A 19,173-nucleotide genomic window follows, 5' to 3' on the forward strand; every position below is an offset into this window, starting at 1 on the left:
AAGCCTTCGGCTGCTACCGCTGAGCTGATGCAGCATCGAGGCCGTGCGGTAGTCTTTGAAGACCTGGAGGACTATAAGGCGCGTATCGTTGATCCAGACCTGGACATCGACGAGACCTGCATAATGGTACTCAAGAACTGTGGGCCGAAGGGTTATCCGGGCATGGCTGAAGTTGGCAACATGGGCCTGCCGCCCAAGCTGCTGGCCAAGGGTATCACCGACATGGTACGCATCTCCGATGCCCGCATGAGCGGTACGGCCTACGGCACGGTAGTGCTGCATGTGGCACCGGAAGCCTCAGCAGGTGGTCCGCTGGCTGTGGTGCGCAATGGAGACATGATTGAGCTGGACTGCGAGAATGGCCGCTTGCATCTGGAAGTCTCGGACGAAGAGCTGCAGGCTCGTCTGGCGGATTGGCAGGACCCGAACGCCAAGATGATTGGCGGTGGCTATCGCAAGCTGTACGTGGATCACGTGCTACAGGCTGACGAAGGCTGTGATTTCGATTTTCTGGTCGGCTGTCGTGGGTCTGAAGTGCCAAGACACTCGCATTAATCTGCTCTCTATAACCCGGTCATTCAGGCCGGGTTTTCCCTCGAATACCTTGATTTCCCTGGCGTAGGCCCCATCTTGAGAGCTTGGCTAAAGGGTATTCGGCACATGACTCGATATAGGAATATGAGGCAAGTCATAGGCTTTTGGATGCAATTTACCCCTTGCTTCGCTAGCATTAGCCGACTTCTTTTCCTTCGCCGTGTCAGGTATCGATGAGTTATCAGGTTCTCGCTCGCAAATGGCGTCCGCGCTCTTTCCGTGAAATGGTCGGACAGACCCATGTGCTTAAAGCCCTGATCAATGCCCTGGATAACCAGCGCCTTCATCATGCGTATTTATTTACCGGTACGCGTGGGGTAGGTAAAACTACCATTGCACGCATCCTGGCCAAGTGCCTCAACTGTGAAACCGGCATTAGCTCAACACCCTGTGGCGAGTGCTCTGTATGCCGTGAAATCGACGAAGGCCGTTTTGTCGACTTGATCGAGGTGGATGCGGCAAGCCGTACCAAGGTTGAGGACACGCGTGAGCTGCTCGACAACGTGCAGTATGCGCCCAGCCGTGGCCGATACAAGGTGTACCTCATCGACGAGGTGCATATGCTTTCTACGCATAGCTTCAATGCCTTGTTGAAAACGCTGGAAGAGCCGCCGCCTCATGTCAAATTCCTGTTAGCTACAACTGATCCGCAAAAGCTGCCTGTCACTATCCTGTCCCGCTGCCTGCAGTTTTCTCTGAAAAACATGCCGCCTGAGCGTGTGGTCGAACACCTGACTCAAGTTTTGACCGCTGAAGAGATTTCTTTCGAGCAGGACGCCTTATGGTTGCTTGGTCGCGCTGCCGACGGCTCGATGCGCGATGCGATGAGCCTGACCGATCAGGCAATTGCCTTCGGCGAGGGACGCGTCCTGGCTGCCGATGTGCGTGCCATGCTGGGCACGCTGGACCACGGGCAGGTTTATGGTGTTTTGCAGGCCTTGCTGGACGGAGACGCCCGTGCGCTGCTTGAAGCAGTGCGCCATCTGGCTGAACAAGGTCCCGACTGGGCTGGCGTGCTAGGCGAGATACTTAATGTCTTGCACCGTGTGGCGATTGCTCAGGCGTTGCCCGAGGCCATTGATAATGGCCAGGGTGATCGTGAGCAGGTCTTGGCCTTGGCCCAGACACTGCCAGCTGAGGATGTTCAATATTACTACCAGATGGGACTAATTGGACGCCGCGACTTGCCACTAGCACCTGATCCGCGTGGCGGTTTTGAGATGGTGCTGCTGAGAATGTTGGCCTTTCGACCGGCCGAGGGTGGTAATAACGCACCTAAGTCAGCATTAAAGACGGTAGGAGCCAGCCAGGCCACGACTGACTCCAAGCTTGAACCGGTGGCCGCTCAATCCACAGTAGCAGCACAAGCCCCAATACCTGTTGCACCAGTAGCTCACACTGAGCATGCAGCAATACCCAGACACACCCCGGCCAGGGCTGAACCTCAGCCTGAGCCGGTAAGAGTACCTGCGCCACCTAAGGTCCAAGAGAAAGAGGCACCCAAGGCAAGCGAGCCTGTTGATTTACCTTGGGATGAACCTGCAACAGCTATCAAGAGGCCTGTAGAGCCAACACAGGTTGTTCCGGTGGCAACCGAAACGCCGGATGCTACGGTAATTGATCGCATGGTTGATGATCATGAGGGTGACGATGCAGCAGATGATGAGCCGCCCCCTGCAGATGATTATTACAACGCTGAGTCCGATTATGGTTACCTGGACGAACTAACAGAAGGCGTTTTGACCGAGGAGCCAGCAGCTGCCTCTGAGCCTGTGGCAGCTGCCAAACCTGCAACAGGACTTGCCGCCGAGTGGATCGAATTGCTACCTAAGCTAGGCTTAGGAGGAATGACTGCAAGTATTGCAGCGAACTGCACCCTGGTATCGGTTGAAAATGATGCATGGCACCTTCATTTGGATCCTAGTCAGAGCGCGTTATTCAATACGAACCAGCACCGTCGGTTGAACGATGCACTGAATCAATATCAAGGGCGTACGATCAAACTGGATATTACGCTCCAGATGCCCGAGCAAGAGACGCCCGCACAGGCTGCCGCTCGCAAACGTGCGGAGCGGCAACGGGAGGCAGAGGCCTCCATACAGAATGATCCGCTGATCCAGCAGATGATGGAGCAATTCGCGGCGGTCGTCCGCGCAGACACTATCGAGCCGGTCAATTCCAAGGAATGATCGGGTTCTAAAACCAGACGAGGTAAACAGACATGTTAAAAGGTGGCATGGCCGGCCTGATGAAGCAGGCTCAGCAAATGCAGGAAAAAATGCAGAAGGCCCAGGAAGAACTGGCAAATGCCGAAGTGACCGGTCAATCCGGCGCTGGGCTGGTTAGCGTTGTCATGACGGGGCGCCACGATGTTAAGCGTGTCACCCTGGATGACAGCCTGATGCAGGAAGACAAGGAAATTCTGGAAGACCTTATCGCGGCTGCCGTAAATGATGCAGTTCGTAAGATCGAGCAGAACAGCCAGGAAAAGATGTCTGGCATGACCGCAGGCATGCAATTGCCGCCCGGATTCAAGATGCCGTTCTAAGCATCTAAAAGGCTTATGGCCATGCCGCTGGCCGTTCTGGCTGGCGGCAATCCAGGCACGTCATGAGACGATAGCCTGTCTATACTTTTATCTCTCTCCACTCGAGATTTCTTCATGAGTTTTAGTCCTCTCATTCGACAATTGATCGACGCGCTACGCATTTTGCCTGGGGTGGGCCAGAAGTCAGCCCAGCGTATGGCCATGCAGATGCTTGAGCGTGACCGGAGCGGTGGCCTGCGCTTGTCGAGTGCCTTGCAGGCAGCCATGGAGGGAGTAGGACATTGCAAGCATTGTCGTACCCTGACGGAGAACGAATTATGTCCTCAGTGTGCTGATCCAGACCGGGATGACTTGCTGCTTTGCGTTGTAGAGTCGCCCATGGATGTTTTTGCTGTTGATCAGACGGGGTTCCGCGGACGCTATTTTGTGCTCAAGGGGCATCTGTCTCCCTTGGATGGTCTTGGTCCGGAAGCCATCGGTATTCCAGAGCTTATGGAGCGTATTGAACAGAGTACCTTCCAGGAAGTCATTATCGCGACCAACCCGACAGTAGAAGGTGAGGCAACCTCGCATTACATCGCGCAACTATTGAAACCGCGCGGTTTGACCATTTCCCGTATTGCTCACGGTGTGCCATTGGGTGGTGAGCTTGATCTGGTAGACAACGGCACTCTTACGCATGCCTTTGCTGGACGCAAGCCGATTACACTTTGATCGGCTACCTGCAAATTGAACTAAAAAAGCATAGACCTATTCTTGAGAAGTATTATCATTAGCAATATCTCATTGCCATCTTGATAGGTCCTGACATGTGCGCGGCTGAAGTGTCCTCACCCAACGCCTTGCATGATTGGTATAACGAGCACCATGGATGGCTGCATGGCTGGCTGAGCAAGCGGTTGGGGTGTTCGTTTAATGCGGCTGACTTGGCCCAGGATACATTTCTCAGGCTGTTGGCCAAGGGCCGTGATCTTCCTTCTGTTCGAGAGCCGCGCGCTTACCTATCTACTATTGCCCACTCACTGCTCGTCAATCACTGGCGCCGCCAGGACATTGAGCGAAGCTATCTCGAAGCGTTGGCGGCTCGTCCCGAGTATTACGCGCCGTCTCCTGAAGCGCGTGAGATGATCGTTGAAAGTCTTGTTCAGATCGACGCTATGCTGGATCGCCTGCCGGAAAAGGTTCGCTCGGCCTTTCTGATGTCTCAGCTGGAGGGACAGACCTACGCTGCCATAGCCGAAGTGCTAGGGGTGTCGGAACGAATGATCAAAAAGTATATGGCTCAGGCCATGTTGCACTGCCTGACCATTGAGGTGGAATAGACCATGCAGGCTGCTACGCAGGTGCCCGAGGCGGAGTGTGATTTTGCTGTGCTCGAGCAGGCGGCTGAATGGTTCGCTGTGCTCAGCGCTGATGATGTCAGCGATCAGGAGCGGGCACAGTGGCAGCTCTGGTTGGCAGAGAGTTCGCAGCATGCCTTGGCATGGCAGCGCGTCGAGATAATCAGTCATCATTTCCAGCGTATACCCTCCGGGCAGCGCCACGGAGCGAGGCAGGCTCTACAAGGAAAAGGGCAGACACGGCGTCAAACGCTAAAACTGATGACTCTGCTATGCAGCGCAGGAGTATTAGCCTGGAGCGCCTCTTCAGCTTTTTCCTGGAAGCAATGGTATGCCAGTTACCAAACGCGCGTTGGTGAGATCAAGGATTTCCAACTCGCCGATGGCTCGCATCTCTGCCTGAACACTGATACGGCAATGGATGTCTCGAACGAGCCGGATCGCCTGCACCTGGTCCTTTACAAGGGTGAGGTTTTGGTATCGTCTACTGACCGAAATAAGGACTCAAGCTATCCGTTGGTGCTTGATACCGCCTACGGTGCGTTACTGGCCAGAGATACACAATTCAGTATTTATGACCGAGGTAGCATTGGCGAGCTGACGGTTTTCAAGGGAAGTGTACAGCTTGCACCAGTAGCGTCTGCATCGGTCACGATAAAGGCAGGACAGCAGGTGCGCTTCACAGCTGACGCGATTTCTGCGGCACAGGCTATTGAGCAACGCCGTAAGGCTTGGGTTAAAGGTACGCTGTTGGCAGATAACATGCGGTTAGGCGATTTTGTTGATGAGTTGGCGCGTTATCGCACAGGGCATCTGGCATGTGATCCAAAGGTAGCAGACTTGCGCATAGTAGGCGCTTACCCACTAAAGGATACTGATCGGGTTCTCGCAGCGCTTGAGCAAAGCCTGCCCGTTAGTATCAGGCGGCCTTTACCCTGGTGGACGTCCATTTCTGCACGGCCCGCCTGAATCTTAATAAAAAATATTATCATTAGCGGTTCCCTTTTTTAAATTTCGACTGGCTTTAGTCTCAAACAGGCTGAAAGCCATCACTGTTGAACACGAAAAGGGATGAGTAATGGATTCGCGTCGTTCGTATCAGGCTTTTTTCAAGCGGAGTCCTCTGCGTCAGGCGGTGCATGCTGCTGCGCTCGCTGTGCCCATGAGTTTGGCCTTAGTGCCGCTTACAGGTACTGCGGCCGAAACAGCGGCTACGGCTCAGGCAGTACGTAATTACGATATACCTGCTGGCCCATTATCGACTGCGTTGAGCCGTTTCGCTGGCGAAGCGAACGTCATGTTATCTACCGATGCAGTATTGACAGAAGGCAAGCAGAGCTCAGGCCTTAATGGGCAATACAGCGTTGAGCAGGGCTTTACAGAGCTGCTAAGGAACAGCGGTTTACAAATTATCAACGCAGGTAACGGCAGTTATTCGTTGGCCAGGTCAGCGAGTGTTGGCGGCGATGTCTCCGAGCTCTCCACTACGACTGTAACCGACTTTGCATTAGGCAATGCGTTGGGAACGGTAGAAGGCTACAACGCTACCCACAGCCAGATCGCGACCAAAACCAGCAAGTCGATTCTGGAAACGTCTCAGTCCGTATCCGTCGTCACACGTGATCAGATGGATGACCAGGGCTCCCAAACCGTTTCTCAGGCGTTGCGCTATACCCCTGGTGTTATGACTAACCCGTATGGTGCAACTCACCGATACGACTATGTGGCCATGCGCGGTTTTAACGATGGGTCGGTAGACAATATCTACCTTGATGGCCTTAAAACCATGGGGGATAGCGGCACCTATAGCAGCATGCAGGTGGACCCGTATTTCCTTGAGCGTATTGATATTCTGAAAGGCCCATCCTCCGTACTTTATGGCCGTAGTAATCCCGGCGGCCTGGTAGCGCTGACCAGCAAAAAGCCTCTGTATGAGCCTTACCATGAAATCCAGGCTACAGTAGGCACGCAGGGGCAGAGAGGCATGGGCTTCGACTTCAGCGGCCCGGTAAATGAAGATCAAACAATTGCCTACCGGCTGGTGGGCTTGGCAGACAAATCCGACACACAGTTTGATCATGTAGAGGAAAAACGCTACGCCATTGCGCCGACTGTTGCCATTGACTTCGATGAAAATACCACGTTGACCCTGCAAGCCTATCTTCAGCATGACCCTGAGGGCGGATATCACGGGGGTGTTCCTGCAGATGGCACACTCTATCGTCACAACGAGCGGTATATTTCAAAGCACTTCTTTGAAGGCGACTCCGACTTCGACAAGTTCGAACGTACCCAGCAGATGGTGGGTTATCAGTTCGAGCATCGCTTCAATGATGTCTGGTCGGCACGACAGAATTTCCGCTATCTGGATGGCGAAGTCGATATGCGGCAAGCCTATGCGGCGGGTTGGTCAAGCGTGGGATCTAATGAACTGGCTCGTGCAACCACTGAAGGCAAAGAGCGGTTGCATGCCTGGATTGTCGATAACATGGCACAGGCTGAATTTAATACCGGGGCTGCTAAACATACCCTTTTGATGGGGCTGGATTATCAGCGTCGTAAGGCCAAAGTCGATTATGCAGGCGGATCAGCTTCCACGATTGATGCTTTCGATCCTGTTTACGGTAATCCAGATGTTACTGAGGCATGGCAAACCAGTGATCTGCGACGTATGGAGCAAACTGGCTTATACATGCAAGATTTGATTGATCTGGATAAGTGGCGCTTCTCGCTAGGTTTGCGAAAGGATTGGGTGGAGACTTCTTCTGAAGATAAATTGTACGGTGCGGGTAAGAAAAACTATAAGGAAAATAAGGTTACTCCGCGAGTAGGTGCACTGTACCTCTTTGATAATGGCATCGCTCCGTACATCAGCTACTCGGAGTCATTTAACCCTAATTCATTTACTGACCAGAGTGGCACTCCGCTAAAAGCAACCGAAGGCAAGCAGTGGGAAGCGGGAATCAAGTATCAGCCGCCTGGCACGGACAATATCTTTACCGCATCGGTCTTCCACATTACCCAAGAAAACTTGGCCACAAAACAGGCGCAGGAGCAGTTTTATCGTCCTGTGGGCAAAGTGCGCTCGCAAGGCTTTGAGCTAGAAGCCCATATGCAGGTGACTGATAACTTCCGTGTTTTAGGCAGTTACACATTTGCCGATGTAGAGTACGTCAAGTCGACCCCTAGCACCGCTAGTACTAGTGTTGGCATCGACAACAAGGGCAACACACCTAACGTTGCGCCGCGCCATATGGCTTCCCTCTGGGGTGACTACACCTTTAAGGAAGGCTCCCTGCAAGGCCTAAGCTTAGGAGGCGGTATACGTGCTGTTGGGAAGAGCTGGGCAGATCCAGAAAACACCGAGCGTGTGCCGGGCTACGCTCTATTTGATGCATCAGCCAGTTATGACCTAAGCAATGTAGGTCTAAAAGGCGTGGACTTGCGGATCAACGCCAATAACCTGACCGATAAGAAATATGTAGCTGCGTGCAACAGTCTTTCCTATTGCTACTACGGCGAGGAGCGTAACGTTACCGCCACGGTTAGCTACAAGTTTTAACCCTGTCGAAAGTTAGCTCTTCAAATAAAACGAGCGGCCTTGGAGCCGCCCGTTTTATTTCAGCCTTCTAGTTGGCCGCCAGCCAAAGCACACAGTTTGATGGAATCAAGGATGTGTACTTCCTTGCCTTCAGCTTCGATGATGCCGCTCTGCTGAAAGCGTGTAAAAACGCGGGAAACCGTTTCTACTGCCAGACCCAGGTAGTTACCAATCTCATTGCGGGACATTGACAGGCGGAACTGTTGGGCCGAAAAGCCACGTGCGCGAAAGCGTGCAGACAAATTCACTAAAAATGTTGCGATCCGCTCATCCGCGCTCTTTTTCGACAAGAGCAGCATCATCTGCTGATCATCCCGAATCTCACGGCTCATGACGCGCATCAGCTGACGACGCAGCTGAGGAAGCTGATCGGCCAATTCATCGAGATGCTCGAAGGGAATCTCACATACCGAGGTGGTTTCCAGGGCTTGTGCCGAAACTGGATGCAATTCTGTATCCATTCCTGACAAACCCACCAGCTCGCTGGGTAGATGAAAGCCTGTGATCTGCTCTTCACCATTATCAGTCACACTGAAGGTTTTGAGCGCACCGGAGCGAACAGCGAAGACAGAGCCAAAGCCGTCACCCTGTCGGAACAGATAGTCGCCTTTCTTAAGTGGCCGGCCGCGCTTGACGATACTGTCAAGCTCGTCCAGATCCTCAAGATTCAATGATAGCGGCAAGCATAAGGGGGCCAGACTGCAATCTTTACAGTGGGCTTGCGAGGCGACACGCATTTTCAAAGTCTCGGACATGGCTTTCGATTTATTCCATTAGTAAGCCAAGGGTATTACTGCACGCATGATGATGAAAGCTGTTACTGAATTTATTAGATGACCCGCGAAAAACGTTGTGTGTTTTGCTGGGGCAAATAACGATCAAACAACATACACACTGATCGCACGAGTAATCTCCCGGCCGGCAAGATATCTATGCCTTTTTCATCCAGACGAATAAGCTCATCAGTTGACATGCGCTCAAGCGCTGGCATGACATCAGCAAAGTAATCCTTGAAATCAACTCCCAGTGCTCGACCCGTTTCAGCAAAGTCGAGTTGGAAATGACAAATCAGCTGCTGGATCACGGCACGGCGAATCAGGTCATCCCGTTCACAGTGCAAACCTCGACGTACAGCAAGTTGACCGTTATCCAGACTAGTCTGGTATTCGGAAATATCCACCGTGTTTTGAGAGTAAAGATCATTTACCTGGCTGATAGCGGATACTCCCAGCCCAATCAGGTCGCAATGACCATGGGTTGTATAGCCTTGGAAGTTGCGCTGCAATGAGCCATCTTCCTGGGCAATGGCCAGCTCATCATCGGGCAGCGCGAAGTGATCCATGCCAATGTAGCGATAACCTGCAGCGATCAGCTGTTCGGTTGTCCTTTGGAGCATCTCCAGCTTTTGTGCAGGGTTTGGCAGCTCAGCAGCCTCGATCCGCCGCTGTGGTGGAAAGCGGGTAGGGAGGTGTGCGTAATTGAACACGGATAAGCGATGCGGTTGCAGGTCAATCACTGCCTCGACGGTTTTGGCGAAGCTTTCCGGCGTCTGGCGGGGGAGCCCGTAAATCAGGTCGATATTGATTGAGCGATAGCTGAGCGTACGGGCTGCATCAATGATGGCGCGGGTCTCGTTAAGGCTTTGCAGGCGATTTACCGCCAACTGAACATTCGTATCGATGTCCTGTACACCCAGGCTGACCCGGTTGAAACCCAATTCACGCAACAGGCCCATCGTGGCCCAATCTGCTTCGCGCGGGTCGATCTCGATTGAGTAGTCACCAGAGTCGTCGTCCAGCAGGCTGAAGCGCTGACGCAATTCGGACATCAACTGGCGTAGCTGTTCAGGGTTGAGGAAGGTCGGTGTACCGCCACCGAAATGCAGCTGCTCCACCGTTTGCTCTGCGCCTACATGACGACTGATAAGCTGAATTTCCTTTATCAGACTAGCGAGGTAGGGCGCACTACGGCTACGTTCCTTGGTAATCACCTTGTTGCATGCGCAGTAGTAGCAAATATGTGCACAGAATGGCACATGAACATACAGCGACAGTGGCCGCTTGGCACTGCGGCTATGCCTCAACGCATGCATCAGATCGAACGAGCCGATTTGATCATGAAACTGCACCGCAGTCGGATAAGAGGTATAGCGAGGGCCCGCCATGTCGTAGCGCTGGATTAATTCTGATTTCCAATCGATGGCGTCGAGCATGACCATACTCCATAAAACTATGACATTCAGTTTAGAAGTAAGCCGGTAGTGGCATCTTGACCTATATCAATAGCGAGAGGGTGAGGATTGGTCAGGCGATGAAAGGCGTCATGCACTTTTTCAGGTAGTTTCGTATTATGTAATACCAGCCCATATAAGATAGCGCTAGGAAAACAAATGCCAGAAACGTTAGTTGATCAGGAAGAGGTCCCGCTTCTCTGGAGCAGGGTGAATCAGAAAGTTGCCACGCTTGTTCTGGCGCATGGGGCGGGTGCTCCCATGGACAGTACATTTATGGAGCAGATAACCGAGGCGCTTGTATCGCAGCGCATTGAAGTCGTGCGGTTTGAGTTTCTCTATATGGCTGAGCGAAGAGTTTCTGGCAAGAAAAGGCCTCCATCACCGCAGGTACAGTTGCTTGATACCTGGAAACAGGTTATCGACTTGGTAAGGCAATCCACCCACGCGCCTGTTGCTATCGGTGGTAAGTCGATGGGAGGGCGGATGGCCAGCCTCATAGCAGATGAATGCAATGCTGCTGCGTTGGTATGTCTGGGTTATCCATTTTATGCAGCGGGGCGACCTGAAAGGCCTAGGATTGAACACCTTGCCAGCCTTCAGACATCTACATTGATTATCCAGGGTGAACGTGACGCCTTGGGGAATCGAGAAACGGTTGAGCAATATGTACTCTCGAATCAAATCCGAATTGAATGGATATCGACAGCCAATCACGATCTAAAACCGCTCAAAAGCTCAGGCTTGACCCATTCACAAAGCATTGAAAAGAGCGCTGCGTCGATAGCGCACTTTCTGGCAAGTGCCCAGGCATAAAAAAGCCCGCATTGCTGCGGGCTTTTGATAAAGGCATTTACATCAGGCTGCGCAACACATAGTGCAGAATACCGCCCGCCTTGAAATACTCTACTTCATTAAGCGTATCGATTCGGCAGAGGAGTTCTACCGTTTCGATACTGCCGTCTTCGCGGGTGATCTCCAGCGTCAGTGGCATACGCGGACGTAGTTCAACACCATCCAGCCCAAAGATGCTGATCTTTTCCTTGCCAGTAAGACCCAGTGACTTTCGATCCATGCCATTCTGGAACTGCAGCGGTAATACGCCCATGCCCACTAAGTTCGAACGGTGGATACGCTCAAAGCTTTCAGTAATGACAGCCTTGACGCCCAATAGGTTGGTTCCTTTGGCTGCCCAGTCCCGAGAGGAGCCTGTGCCATATTCCTTACCGGCAATAATGACCAGCGGTGTGCTGTCTATTTGATAACGCATAGCCGCATCATAAATGGCCATTTTTTCGCCAGTAGGGACATGAATGGTGTTACCACCTTCTTCACCGCCCAGCATTTCGTTACGGATACGAATGTTTGCGAAGGTGCCACGCATCATGACTTCATGGTTGCCGCGACGGGAACCATAGGAATTGAAGTCTTCATAGGAGACACCGTGCTCAATGAGGTAGCGACCCGCCGGGCTGTCTTTTTTGATATTGCCAGCCGGAGAGATATGGTCGGTTGTAACCGAATCGCCTAGCAGTGCCAGAATCCGCGCGTCATGAATATCTGCTACCCGCGGCGGATTGCCACCGATGTTTTCGAAGAATGGCGGATTTTGGATGTAGGTCGAGTCATTCCGCCAGGTATAGGTCTTGGAGGCTGGAACCTGAATCGCCTTCCAGTTTTCGTCGCCTTCGAAGACTGCGGAATATTCCTTGCGGAACATCTCTGAGTTAACCTTCTCCATCGCATCGGCCACTTCCTGTTGAGTTGGCCAGATATCTTTCAAATAGACTGGCTGCCCATTCTTGTCAGTACCCAAGGCGTCTTTGGATAGGTCTAGTCTGACACTGCCTGCCAGGGCGTAGGCCACTACCAGGGGAGGCGAGGCTAGCCAGTTTGTCTTCACATAGGGATGTACACGGCCTTCAAAGTTGCGGTTGCCGGAGAGAACCGAAGCCACTGTCAGGTCGGCTTCCTGAATCGCCTTTTCGATGGGTTCGAGAAGCGGGCCGGAGTTACCGATGCATGTGGTGCAGCCATAACCCACCAGGTTAAAGCCCAGCTCGTCCAGATAGGACATAAGCCCAGCCGCCTTATAGTACTCGGTTACGACCTTGGAGCCAGGTGCTAACGAGCTCTTGACCCAAGGTTTACGAGTAAGCCCTTTTTCAACCGCTTTTTTCGCCAACAGGCCTGCAGCCATCATGACACTAGGGTTGGAGGTATTAGTACAAGAGGTAATGGCCGCAATTACCACCGCGCCGTTTTGCAAGCGATGCGTCTGGCCTTCGAATTCATAGTCAACGCCGTCAGCTTTAGGATCACCCTTAACGGAGTCATCCAAGCCCCCGGGCGTAACGGGGTGTCCATTGCCTTTCGGGGCGGTGGGCTTGAGCTGCAAGCTCATGAACTGATCAAACGCTTCGCTCACTTTGGAGAGCGATACACGATCCTGCGGACGCTTAGGACCTGCGAGGCTGGACTCTACATCGCCCAGGTCCAAATGCAAGGTGTCAGTAAAGACTGGTTCGTCTCCGGCTTCGCGCCACATACCTTGAGCTTTGGAATAGGCCTCAACCAGTTTGACGGTCTCTTCAGGACGGCCTGAGAAGCGGAGAAAGTCTACGGTGACCTGATCAACCGGGAAGAAGCCACAGGTGGCACCGTATTCCGGGGCCATGTTGCCAATAGTGGCGCGGTCTGCCAGCGGTAGATCTGCCAGACCGTCCCCGTAGAATTCGACAAATTTGCCGACTACACCTTTCTTGCGCAGCATTTGAGTGACGGTCAGCACCAGGTCGGTAGCCGTGATGCCTTCGCGTAGCTTGCCGGTGAGCTTGAAGCCGATCACTTCCGGTATCAACATAGATACCGGTTGACCTAGCATGGCAGCTTCAGCCTCGATACCGCCTACGCCCCAGCCTAGCACGCCTAGGCCATTGATCATGGTGGTATGAGAGTCAGTACCTACCAATGTGTCTGGGAAAGCGTAAACCTCGTCATTCTCCTCACGGGTCCAAACAGTGCGCCCCAAGTACTCGAGATTCACCTGGTGGCAAATACCAGTACCCGGCGGCACGACGCTAAAGTTGTCGAAGGCCTGCTGGCCCCACCGTAAAAATTCGTAGCGCTCACCGTTGCGCTGCATCTCGATGGCTACGTTTTCTTCATAAGCATGCTCGGAGGCGTAACGGTCCACCATTACCGAGTGATCGATTACCAGGTCGACAGGGGACAGCGGGTTAATCTTTTCAGGATCGCCCCCAGCCTTGGCCATGGCATCACGCATGGCTGCCAGATCCACGACTGCAGGCACGCCGGTGAAGTCCTGCATCAGGACGCGCGCTGGGCGGTACTGAATCTCTCGGTCAGAGGTGCGCTCCTTGAGCCAGTCAGTCAAGGCCTGCAGATCTTCACGATAAACGGTTTTGTTATCTTCCCAGCGCAGCAGATTTTCCAATAGAACCTTTAGCGACACGGGCAAGCGAGAAATATCGCCCAGGCTCTTGGCGGCTTCAGGAAGGCTATAATAATGATAGGTACGGCCGTCGACCTCTAGGGTGCGGCGACATTTCAAACTATCCAGTGCAGGCATGACAGTGAATCTCCTCTCGGCTTGAGACGGCACGACGGTTCGGCCTTGTGCAAGACGACGCGGCCTTCGCTAATCCCGGCTCAGGCCCGCTCCGAGGAAACACCGAAAGGCCTGCCAATGGTCTTCTCGGTAAAAACGTCTAACCGAGCGTCATGGGTTCTGATCGGTATCAACAGCAGCGGACATCTGCATCAGCTTGTCGACCAGGGGTCGTCTTGCGTTTGTTCTCCAATACTGGACCGATCGACAACTTTTACGTTCCCTGTTCCGCTTAATCCTGCAAACTCCAGTGCTGGGCGCAACTTACTGCAAGGCATTACTGTATCGCTCTTGAGTGTTCGGCAAGACGTGGTTGCTACCTTGCCGACTTGGCTTTGAATGCGAGGTCTGTGCCGAGCTTAGTGAACCGGTTGCACAGTCGGGATTCAGATTATGCGTAGGGCAAGCCTGCCAGCATTTTTGCCAAATTTATTTACAGTGAAGCAGATAGTGCGAACGCCTTATGGAACGCCTGCCATTTGCTGATCTCGTCTTTGCACGTTAGTGGGCGTAAGGCGAAAGCTTTGTTACGCTGCCCGGGCAGGAGCGTGTAGAGATCACTCTTCAACACTTACAGGCTTATTTGTCTGCAAAGGTGTGTGTGGGCTAATAATGGGTTTGGGGCTGCGCCCGGTGGCTGGGCGTAGCAGTTGGTCAGCCAGGATAGGCTAGTGGCCGTAGTAGATAACGGACCCATGGCAAAGTCCCTGATAAACTCAGACCTGATTGAGCGCCTGCAGGTCGACGGCTATGCCTATCGTTCATGCAAAGAGGTTGAATGGATGATGTGCGATACCGTTGAGGGCTGGCCTGTACAGCAGCGCTATGCTGAAATCAAGCGCATCCGTGATTGGTTGAGCCTTTATTTAATGCAAAGGAAAGCCTGTTTCTACCACCTGTAAGCAGCTCGAGCATGAGCGCGAAGAGGGGATTTGTCACCTCCGTCGCGTGAGATGATCACGATAGAACATTCAAGGTTTAAAACGTATTGATGCAAACAGTGCCCATGGTGTGGAACGCTGTTGCTAGAAAATGGAGAAAAGCATGACTCTTACTGTTGACGCGACTCTTGACGCGAGTGGGCTAAATTGCCCTGAACCGGTCATGATGCTGCACAACAAGGTACGTGACCTGGCGGGCGGTAGCCTACTCAAAGTTATCGCAACCGATCCCTCTACCCAGCGGGATATCCCTAAGTTTTGCATGTTTCTAGGACATGAGCTGGTGCAGCAGGAAGAGGGCGGCGGCAAATACCTTTACTGGATTCGCAAGAAGGCTGAGTAGGCATTACTGGGCTGCATTTCTTATTCGGCGTCGCGCGCTACGCGCTAAGCGTATAGCCAGCAACACGGCGGCGCAGGTAAGGCCAGCCACCAATCCTTGCCACAGGCCCGCCGGCCCCCGTGCCGGCCCCACCCAATCGGTCAGGCCTAGTACATAGCCGACCGGCAAACCTATGCCCCAGTAGGCAAGCAATGTGATGACCATGGTTACCCGTGTGTCCTGATAACCCCTCAATCCCCCCGCAGCTGTTACCTGCACTGCGTCCGAGAACTGGAAGAGAGCGGCAAATACAATGAGCGACGCAGCCAGGCTCACTACCGCTGGATCCTGTGTATAGAGCGTTGCGATAGGGGTGCGGAAAAGCAACATAATGCTGGCAGAGATGCAGGCCCAGGACAGGCCTACCGCAACACCCATACCGGCTGAAAATCGTGCTTCACGCGGCTCACTACGGCCCAGTGACTGGCCAACCCGTACTGTAATGGCCATTCCAATCGACAATGGAATCATGAAGGTAAGTGATGCGAAGTTGAGCGCAATCTGATGGCCTGCCACGACCGTTGCGCCTAGCTCGCCGATGAGCAAGGCAATGACCGAGAAAATACTGGATTCTGCAAAGACCGCGATTCCAATAGGGGCACCGATTGAAAGTAGACGCCAAATAACGGGCCACTGCGGGGCATCAAAACGGCTGAAAATACCACAAGCCTGATAGATTCTGGCACGTCGCACCCAGGCGAACATGCCTAGGAACATCAGCCACATCGCTACGCCACTGGCAAATCCACAACCCGGACCGCCCATCGCCGGTAGACCCAGGCGACCGTTGATAAATAGATCGTTTAGCGGAACGTTAAGTGTCAGGCCCGCCAAGCCGATAATCATGCTGGGCCGAGTGCGTCCGAGCCCGTCACTGAAACAGCGCAGCACGTAATACAGCGCAACCGCTGGGATACCCATGGCAATGCCGTGCAGGTAGGTCATGGTTGGCTGGATCAGTTCAGGGCTAACGTGCATGGCAATCAGCAACGGCCTTGCTGAGCACAAGAGTGCGCTAGCGATTAATCCAATGACAGCAGCCAGCCAGAGCGCCTGTCGAACAAGCGGACCAATTTTTTCCGGTTGTTTGGCGCCATGATGCTGCGCCACGTTTGGCGTAGTCGCCAATAAGGTCCCGGTCATTAAAAGGAAGACGGGCACCCAAACGGAGTTACCGAGCGCTACTGCTGCCAGATCCAGTGGACCAACACGTCCCGCCATGACTGCATCCACGAATCCCATGGCAGAGTGCGACAGTTGCGCAATGATAATTGGCGCTGCCAGTGCGAGCAGAGCGGTCAGCTCATGACGGACCCGTTGCCGTCGCGTAAGTCTCATGTCCACGAAGTTATCATGTGAGGGAAAGCTGACCAGTGTACGACGCTTTTGAGACGTCGAGAAATCCATCACAAGCCCAAGGGCTGTTAAAGTGCGTGTCTTGCTGACTGGAGTTAAAGATGCGCATCCTCGCAGATGAAAATATTCCCCTATTGGATGAGTTCTTTGGTGCTTTCGGACCTATTCGCCGCATGCCGGGCCGAGCCATGGATAAGGCTGCAGTGGGCGAGGCTGATGCCCTTATTGTGCGGTCTATAACGCCGGTCAATCGGGCGCTACTGGATGGCTCACCGGTCCGGTTCGTAGGTACATGCACCATTGGCACAGATCATTTGGATATTGAGTATCTGGACGCTGCCGGCATTGCGTGGAGCAGCGCCCCAGGATGCAACGCGCGTGGAGTCGTCGATTACATTCTGGGCGCGCTTTTGGCCCTAAGCGATGCACGGGGAGTATCGCTTAGCGATCGCACGTATGGAATTGTAGGGGCCGGGCAGGTTGGAAGCCGTCTGGTAGAGGTCCTGAAAGGGCTGGGCTTGAATGTCTTGGTATGCGATCCGCCACGTGCGGCTTCTGAGTCGGGCGAGTTTGTCTCGCTGCAAACTTTGGTGGAAGCATGCGATGTCATCTCCCTGCATACACCTCTGGTACGGTCTGGTCCTGAGCCAACTTATCACCTCTTTGATGCGAAGCGTCTGGCCGCGTTAAAGCCAGGGGCATGGCTCATCAACGCCTGTCGTGGGGAAGTCATCGACAATCCGGCGCTTCGTAAACACCTGGCCGATGGGGCTGATCTGGAAGTCGTTCTGGATGTCTGGGAGGGTGAGCCTGAAGTCGATGTCGAGTTGGCCCATCTGTGCCGTCTGGCAACGCCTCATATCGCAGGCCATAGCCTGGAAGGCAAGTGGCGTGGTACAGCAATGATCTATGCAGCTTTCTGCGCCTGGCAGAAACAGGTACCTGAAAAAAGCCTGGAAGACTTTTTGCCTGAGCAATGGTTGTCAAAGCTTGAGCTCTCGGCTAACGCAACGCCTGACCAAGCTTTAAAACTGCTATGCCGAGCCGTTTACGATCCTCGCAATGATGATGCAGCCTTTCGCCTATCATTAAAGGGGGCCGCTCAGGAGCGCCGATCAGGCTTCGATCAACTCAGAAAGTACTATCCTCAGCGCCGGGAAATTACCGGGCTTCGCGTTTATGCTGGGGCAAGCCCGGCGCTTTCCCGGGTCGTTGAAGCGTTAGGCGCTATAAACCTGTGATCATTCAGGGCGTGCAGGTTTCTTAAGCGAGTCGTCTAGCTCGCGGCATGCCTGTTGAATCATGGCCTCGGTGATAGGGATTTCGCGGCCCTTATCGTCGATGAGTGCGCCACCCAAGTGTTGGGTATGATCAGAGCTTGAATGCTGAGAAGTGTTCTGAACGGTCATTTCAGTCTCCTTTGCCGTATAAGTCCAACCTAGCCAAGGCAGGTTAAGAAAATATGATAGCGTGTGATTTCCGAAAGTGCCGCATGGGGGTGCGTAGGCGCTACTACGCACCGTCTCGTATTAGTGGTATTCGCAGAGGTAGGCGGTTTCCACACTGACTTTGAGCTGAAACTTGCTGTTGGCTGGGACAGTAAACTTCTGGCCTGCTTCGAACGTTTCCCAATTGTCACTGCCTGGCAGTTTAGCGGTCAGCGCGCCGGCTACTACGTTCATGACTTCTAGTTGACTTGTCCCGAATTCGTATTCGCCGGGTGCCATTACTCCAATTGTGGCTGGCTTGCTGCTCAAATTAAAGGCGATGGACTTGACTGTGCCGTCGAAATACTCGTTGACCTTGAACATGGCTTTCCTTGGGATTGTTTTTAAACGTGAAGCCAGTATGCCGAAAGCTTTAAGTTGCCGCCACTAAGCCATTAGTGCACGGTTATGGGTAGTAACCGTGCTGTATTACGTGCATCTTCCAATGCTCTATGTGGTTGTCCATGAAAGCAAAATCCTGCAAGGCTCAAGGCTGATCCCAGGCTTACAGGACGGGATAATTGCCTGGATTTGGCAAAGCGCTGCTTGAGATTCATATGTGGCGTGCGAGCCAGAAGCGTACTGATCCTGTGTTCACGCCAGTCACGCTGTAATTGGCGGCGATCATAATCGCCCCAGCTGCACCAGCCTGCCAAATGCTCTTCATGACGGCTTAGCCATGTTTCGAAGCTTTGCCAGACGGTATGCAGAGGCGCCGCGCTGTCTACCTTGTCCTGGGTAATATGCGTAAGTGATTTGCAAAAGGTGGTCAGCAGAGGGCGGTGTAAGGGCCTTACATAGCTTTGGAAGTGATCAAGCTCCTGTCCAGTACTATCAATCAACACGGCGCCGATCTCGATGATTTCCATTTCTTCGACAGGCCATCCACCTTCATCGGTCGTGGCTTCCAGGTCGATGACCAGCCAGTACTTCATCGCGCCTCCAAAGAGCTTCTTGTAGGTAAGAGGACAAGGCACCCTGGTAACGGTTTGGCACCCCAAAGGCAAAGACCTGTATCAAGATAGGCAAGTTTCAGGCGCTACTGTATGGCTATGTATATTTT

Annotated in this window: 17 protein-coding genes and 1 pseudogene; 11 read left to right on the forward strand and 7 right to left on the reverse strand. The window is 53.2% G+C overall.

Going from position 1 to position 19,173, the window contains the following annotated elements; all coding sequences use genetic code 11:
* From IEX86_RS18140 to IEX86_RS18170, 7 genes and pseudogenes are all read left to right on the forward strand, one after another.
* A pseudogene (locus IEX86_RS18140) lies at positions 1-555 on the forward strand (dihydroxy-acid dehydratase); the annotation flags it as partial.
* Between the two features lie 212 nt (positions 556-767).
* Complete coding sequence (gene dnaX, locus IEX86_RS18145) at positions 768-2,783, forward strand: DNA polymerase III subunit gamma/tau (RefSeq protein WP_188867562.1); 2,016 nt, start codon at positions 768-770, stop codon at positions 2,781-2,783.
* Between the two features lie 32 nt (positions 2,784-2,815).
* A complete protein-coding gene (locus tag IEX86_RS18150; protein WP_188867563.1) occupies positions 2,816-3,142 on the forward strand; it encodes a YbaB/EbfC family nucleoid-associated protein in 327 nt (108 codons plus the stop codon).
* Positions 3,143-3,256: 114 nt separating this feature from the next.
* Positions 3,257-3,856, forward strand: coding sequence for a recombination mediator RecR (gene recR / locus IEX86_RS18155; RefSeq protein WP_188867564.1), 600 nt, complete (start codon positions 3,257-3,259; stop codon positions 3,854-3,856).
* Between the two features lie 95 nt (positions 3,857-3,951).
* The gene (locus IEX86_RS18160) at positions 3,952-4,464 is read left to right on the forward strand and encodes a sigma-70 family RNA polymerase sigma factor (RefSeq protein ID WP_188867565.1); all 513 of its coding nucleotides are present in this window, start codon (positions 3,952-3,954) and stop codon (positions 4,462-4,464) included.
* 3 nt (positions 4,465-4,467) lie between these two features.
* Positions 4,468-5,451, forward strand: coding sequence for a DUF4880 domain-containing protein (locus tag IEX86_RS18165; protein ID WP_188867566.1), 984 nt, complete (start codon positions 4,468-4,470; stop codon positions 5,449-5,451).
* A 109-nt stretch (positions 5,452-5,560) separates the two neighbouring features.
* Positions 5,561-8,044 (forward strand): TonB-dependent siderophore receptor, encoded by a 2,484-nt coding sequence (locus tag IEX86_RS18170; RefSeq protein ID WP_188867567.1) that lies wholly within the window; start codon positions 5,561-5,563, stop codon positions 8,042-8,044.
* A gap of 59 nt (positions 8,045-8,103) precedes the next feature.
* On the opposite strand, the gene fnr is transcribed toward IEX86_RS18170, so the two are convergent.
* Positions 8,104-8,838, reverse strand: a complete 735-nt coding sequence (gene fnr, locus IEX86_RS18175; protein ID WP_188867568.1) for a fumarate/nitrate reduction transcriptional regulator Fnr — start codon at positions 8,836-8,838, stop codon at positions 8,104-8,106.
* A 74-nt stretch (positions 8,839-8,912) separates the two neighbouring features.
* Positions 8,913-10,295: an oxygen-independent coproporphyrinogen III oxidase gene (gene hemN / locus IEX86_RS18180; RefSeq protein WP_188867569.1), complete on the reverse strand. Its 1,383-nt coding sequence runs from the start codon at positions 10,293-10,295 to the stop codon at positions 8,913-8,915.
* Between the two features lie 177 nt (positions 10,296-10,472).
* On the opposite strand from hemN, the gene IEX86_RS18185 reads away from it, so the two are divergent.
* Complete coding sequence (locus IEX86_RS18185; protein ID WP_229685409.1) at positions 10,473-11,129, forward strand: alpha/beta family hydrolase; 657 nt, start codon at positions 10,473-10,475, stop codon at positions 11,127-11,129.
* Between the two features lie 37 nt (positions 11,130-11,166).
* On the opposite strand, the gene acnA is transcribed toward IEX86_RS18185, so the two are convergent.
* Positions 11,167-13,905, reverse strand: a complete 2,739-nt coding sequence (gene acnA, locus IEX86_RS18190) for an aconitate hydratase AcnA (RefSeq protein WP_188867570.1) — start codon at positions 13,903-13,905, stop codon at positions 11,167-11,169.
* A gap of 710 nt (positions 13,906-14,615) precedes the next feature.
* Between acnA and IEX86_RS18195 the strand changes: the two genes are divergently transcribed.
* A complete protein-coding gene (locus tag IEX86_RS18195; RefSeq protein WP_188867571.1) occupies positions 14,616-14,846 on the forward strand; it encodes a hypothetical protein in 231 nt (76 codons plus the stop codon).
* Positions 14,847-14,988: 142 nt separating this feature from the next.
* Positions 14,989-15,228 carry a sulfurtransferase TusA gene (gene tusA, locus IEX86_RS18200; RefSeq protein ID WP_188867572.1) on the forward strand — a complete coding sequence of 80 codons (240 nt, stop codon included), beginning with the start codon at positions 14,989-14,991 and terminating at the stop codon, positions 15,226-15,228.
* A gap of 3 nt (positions 15,229-15,231) precedes the next feature.
* Here the strand turns inward: tusA and IEX86_RS18205 are convergent, their stop codons facing one another.
* Positions 15,232-16,605, reverse strand: a complete 1,374-nt coding sequence (locus tag IEX86_RS18205) for an MATE family efflux transporter (RefSeq protein WP_188867740.1) — start codon at positions 16,603-16,605, stop codon at positions 15,232-15,234.
* Between the two features lie 119 nt (positions 16,606-16,724).
* Here IEX86_RS18205 and pdxB point away from each other — a divergent pair, with 119 nt between their 5' ends.
* Positions 16,725-17,864 (forward strand): 4-phosphoerythronate dehydrogenase PdxB, encoded by a 1,140-nt coding sequence (gene pdxB, locus IEX86_RS18210; RefSeq protein WP_188867573.1) that lies wholly within the window; start codon positions 16,725-16,727, stop codon positions 17,862-17,864.
* Here the strand turns inward: pdxB and IEX86_RS18215 are convergent, their stop codons facing one another.
* The 3 genes from IEX86_RS18215 to IEX86_RS18225 all read right to left on the reverse strand — a co-directional run bounded on the left by IEX86_RS18215 (position 17,865) and on the right by IEX86_RS18225 (position 19,045).
* Positions 17,865-18,032 (reverse strand): PA1571 family protein, encoded by a 168-nt coding sequence (locus IEX86_RS18215; RefSeq protein ID WP_188867574.1) that lies wholly within the window; start codon positions 18,030-18,032, stop codon positions 17,865-17,867. It abuts the gene before it with no gap.
* 120 nt (positions 18,033-18,152) lie between these two features.
* Complete coding sequence (gene ppnP / locus IEX86_RS18220; protein WP_188867575.1) at positions 18,153-18,434, reverse strand: pyrimidine/purine nucleoside phosphorylase; 282 nt, start codon at positions 18,432-18,434, stop codon at positions 18,153-18,155.
* Between the two features lie 71 nt (positions 18,435-18,505).
* A complete protein-coding gene (locus IEX86_RS18225; protein ID WP_188867576.1) occupies positions 18,506-19,045 on the reverse strand; it encodes a 3'-5' exonuclease in 540 nt (179 codons plus the stop codon).
* Positions 19,046-19,173: the final 128 nt, after the last annotated feature.

This window comes from Pseudomonas asuensis (assembly GCF_014646755.1).
Taxonomy (GTDB): Bacteria; Pseudomonadota; Gammaproteobacteria; order Pseudomonadales; family Pseudomonadaceae; genus Chryseomonas; species Chryseomonas asuensis.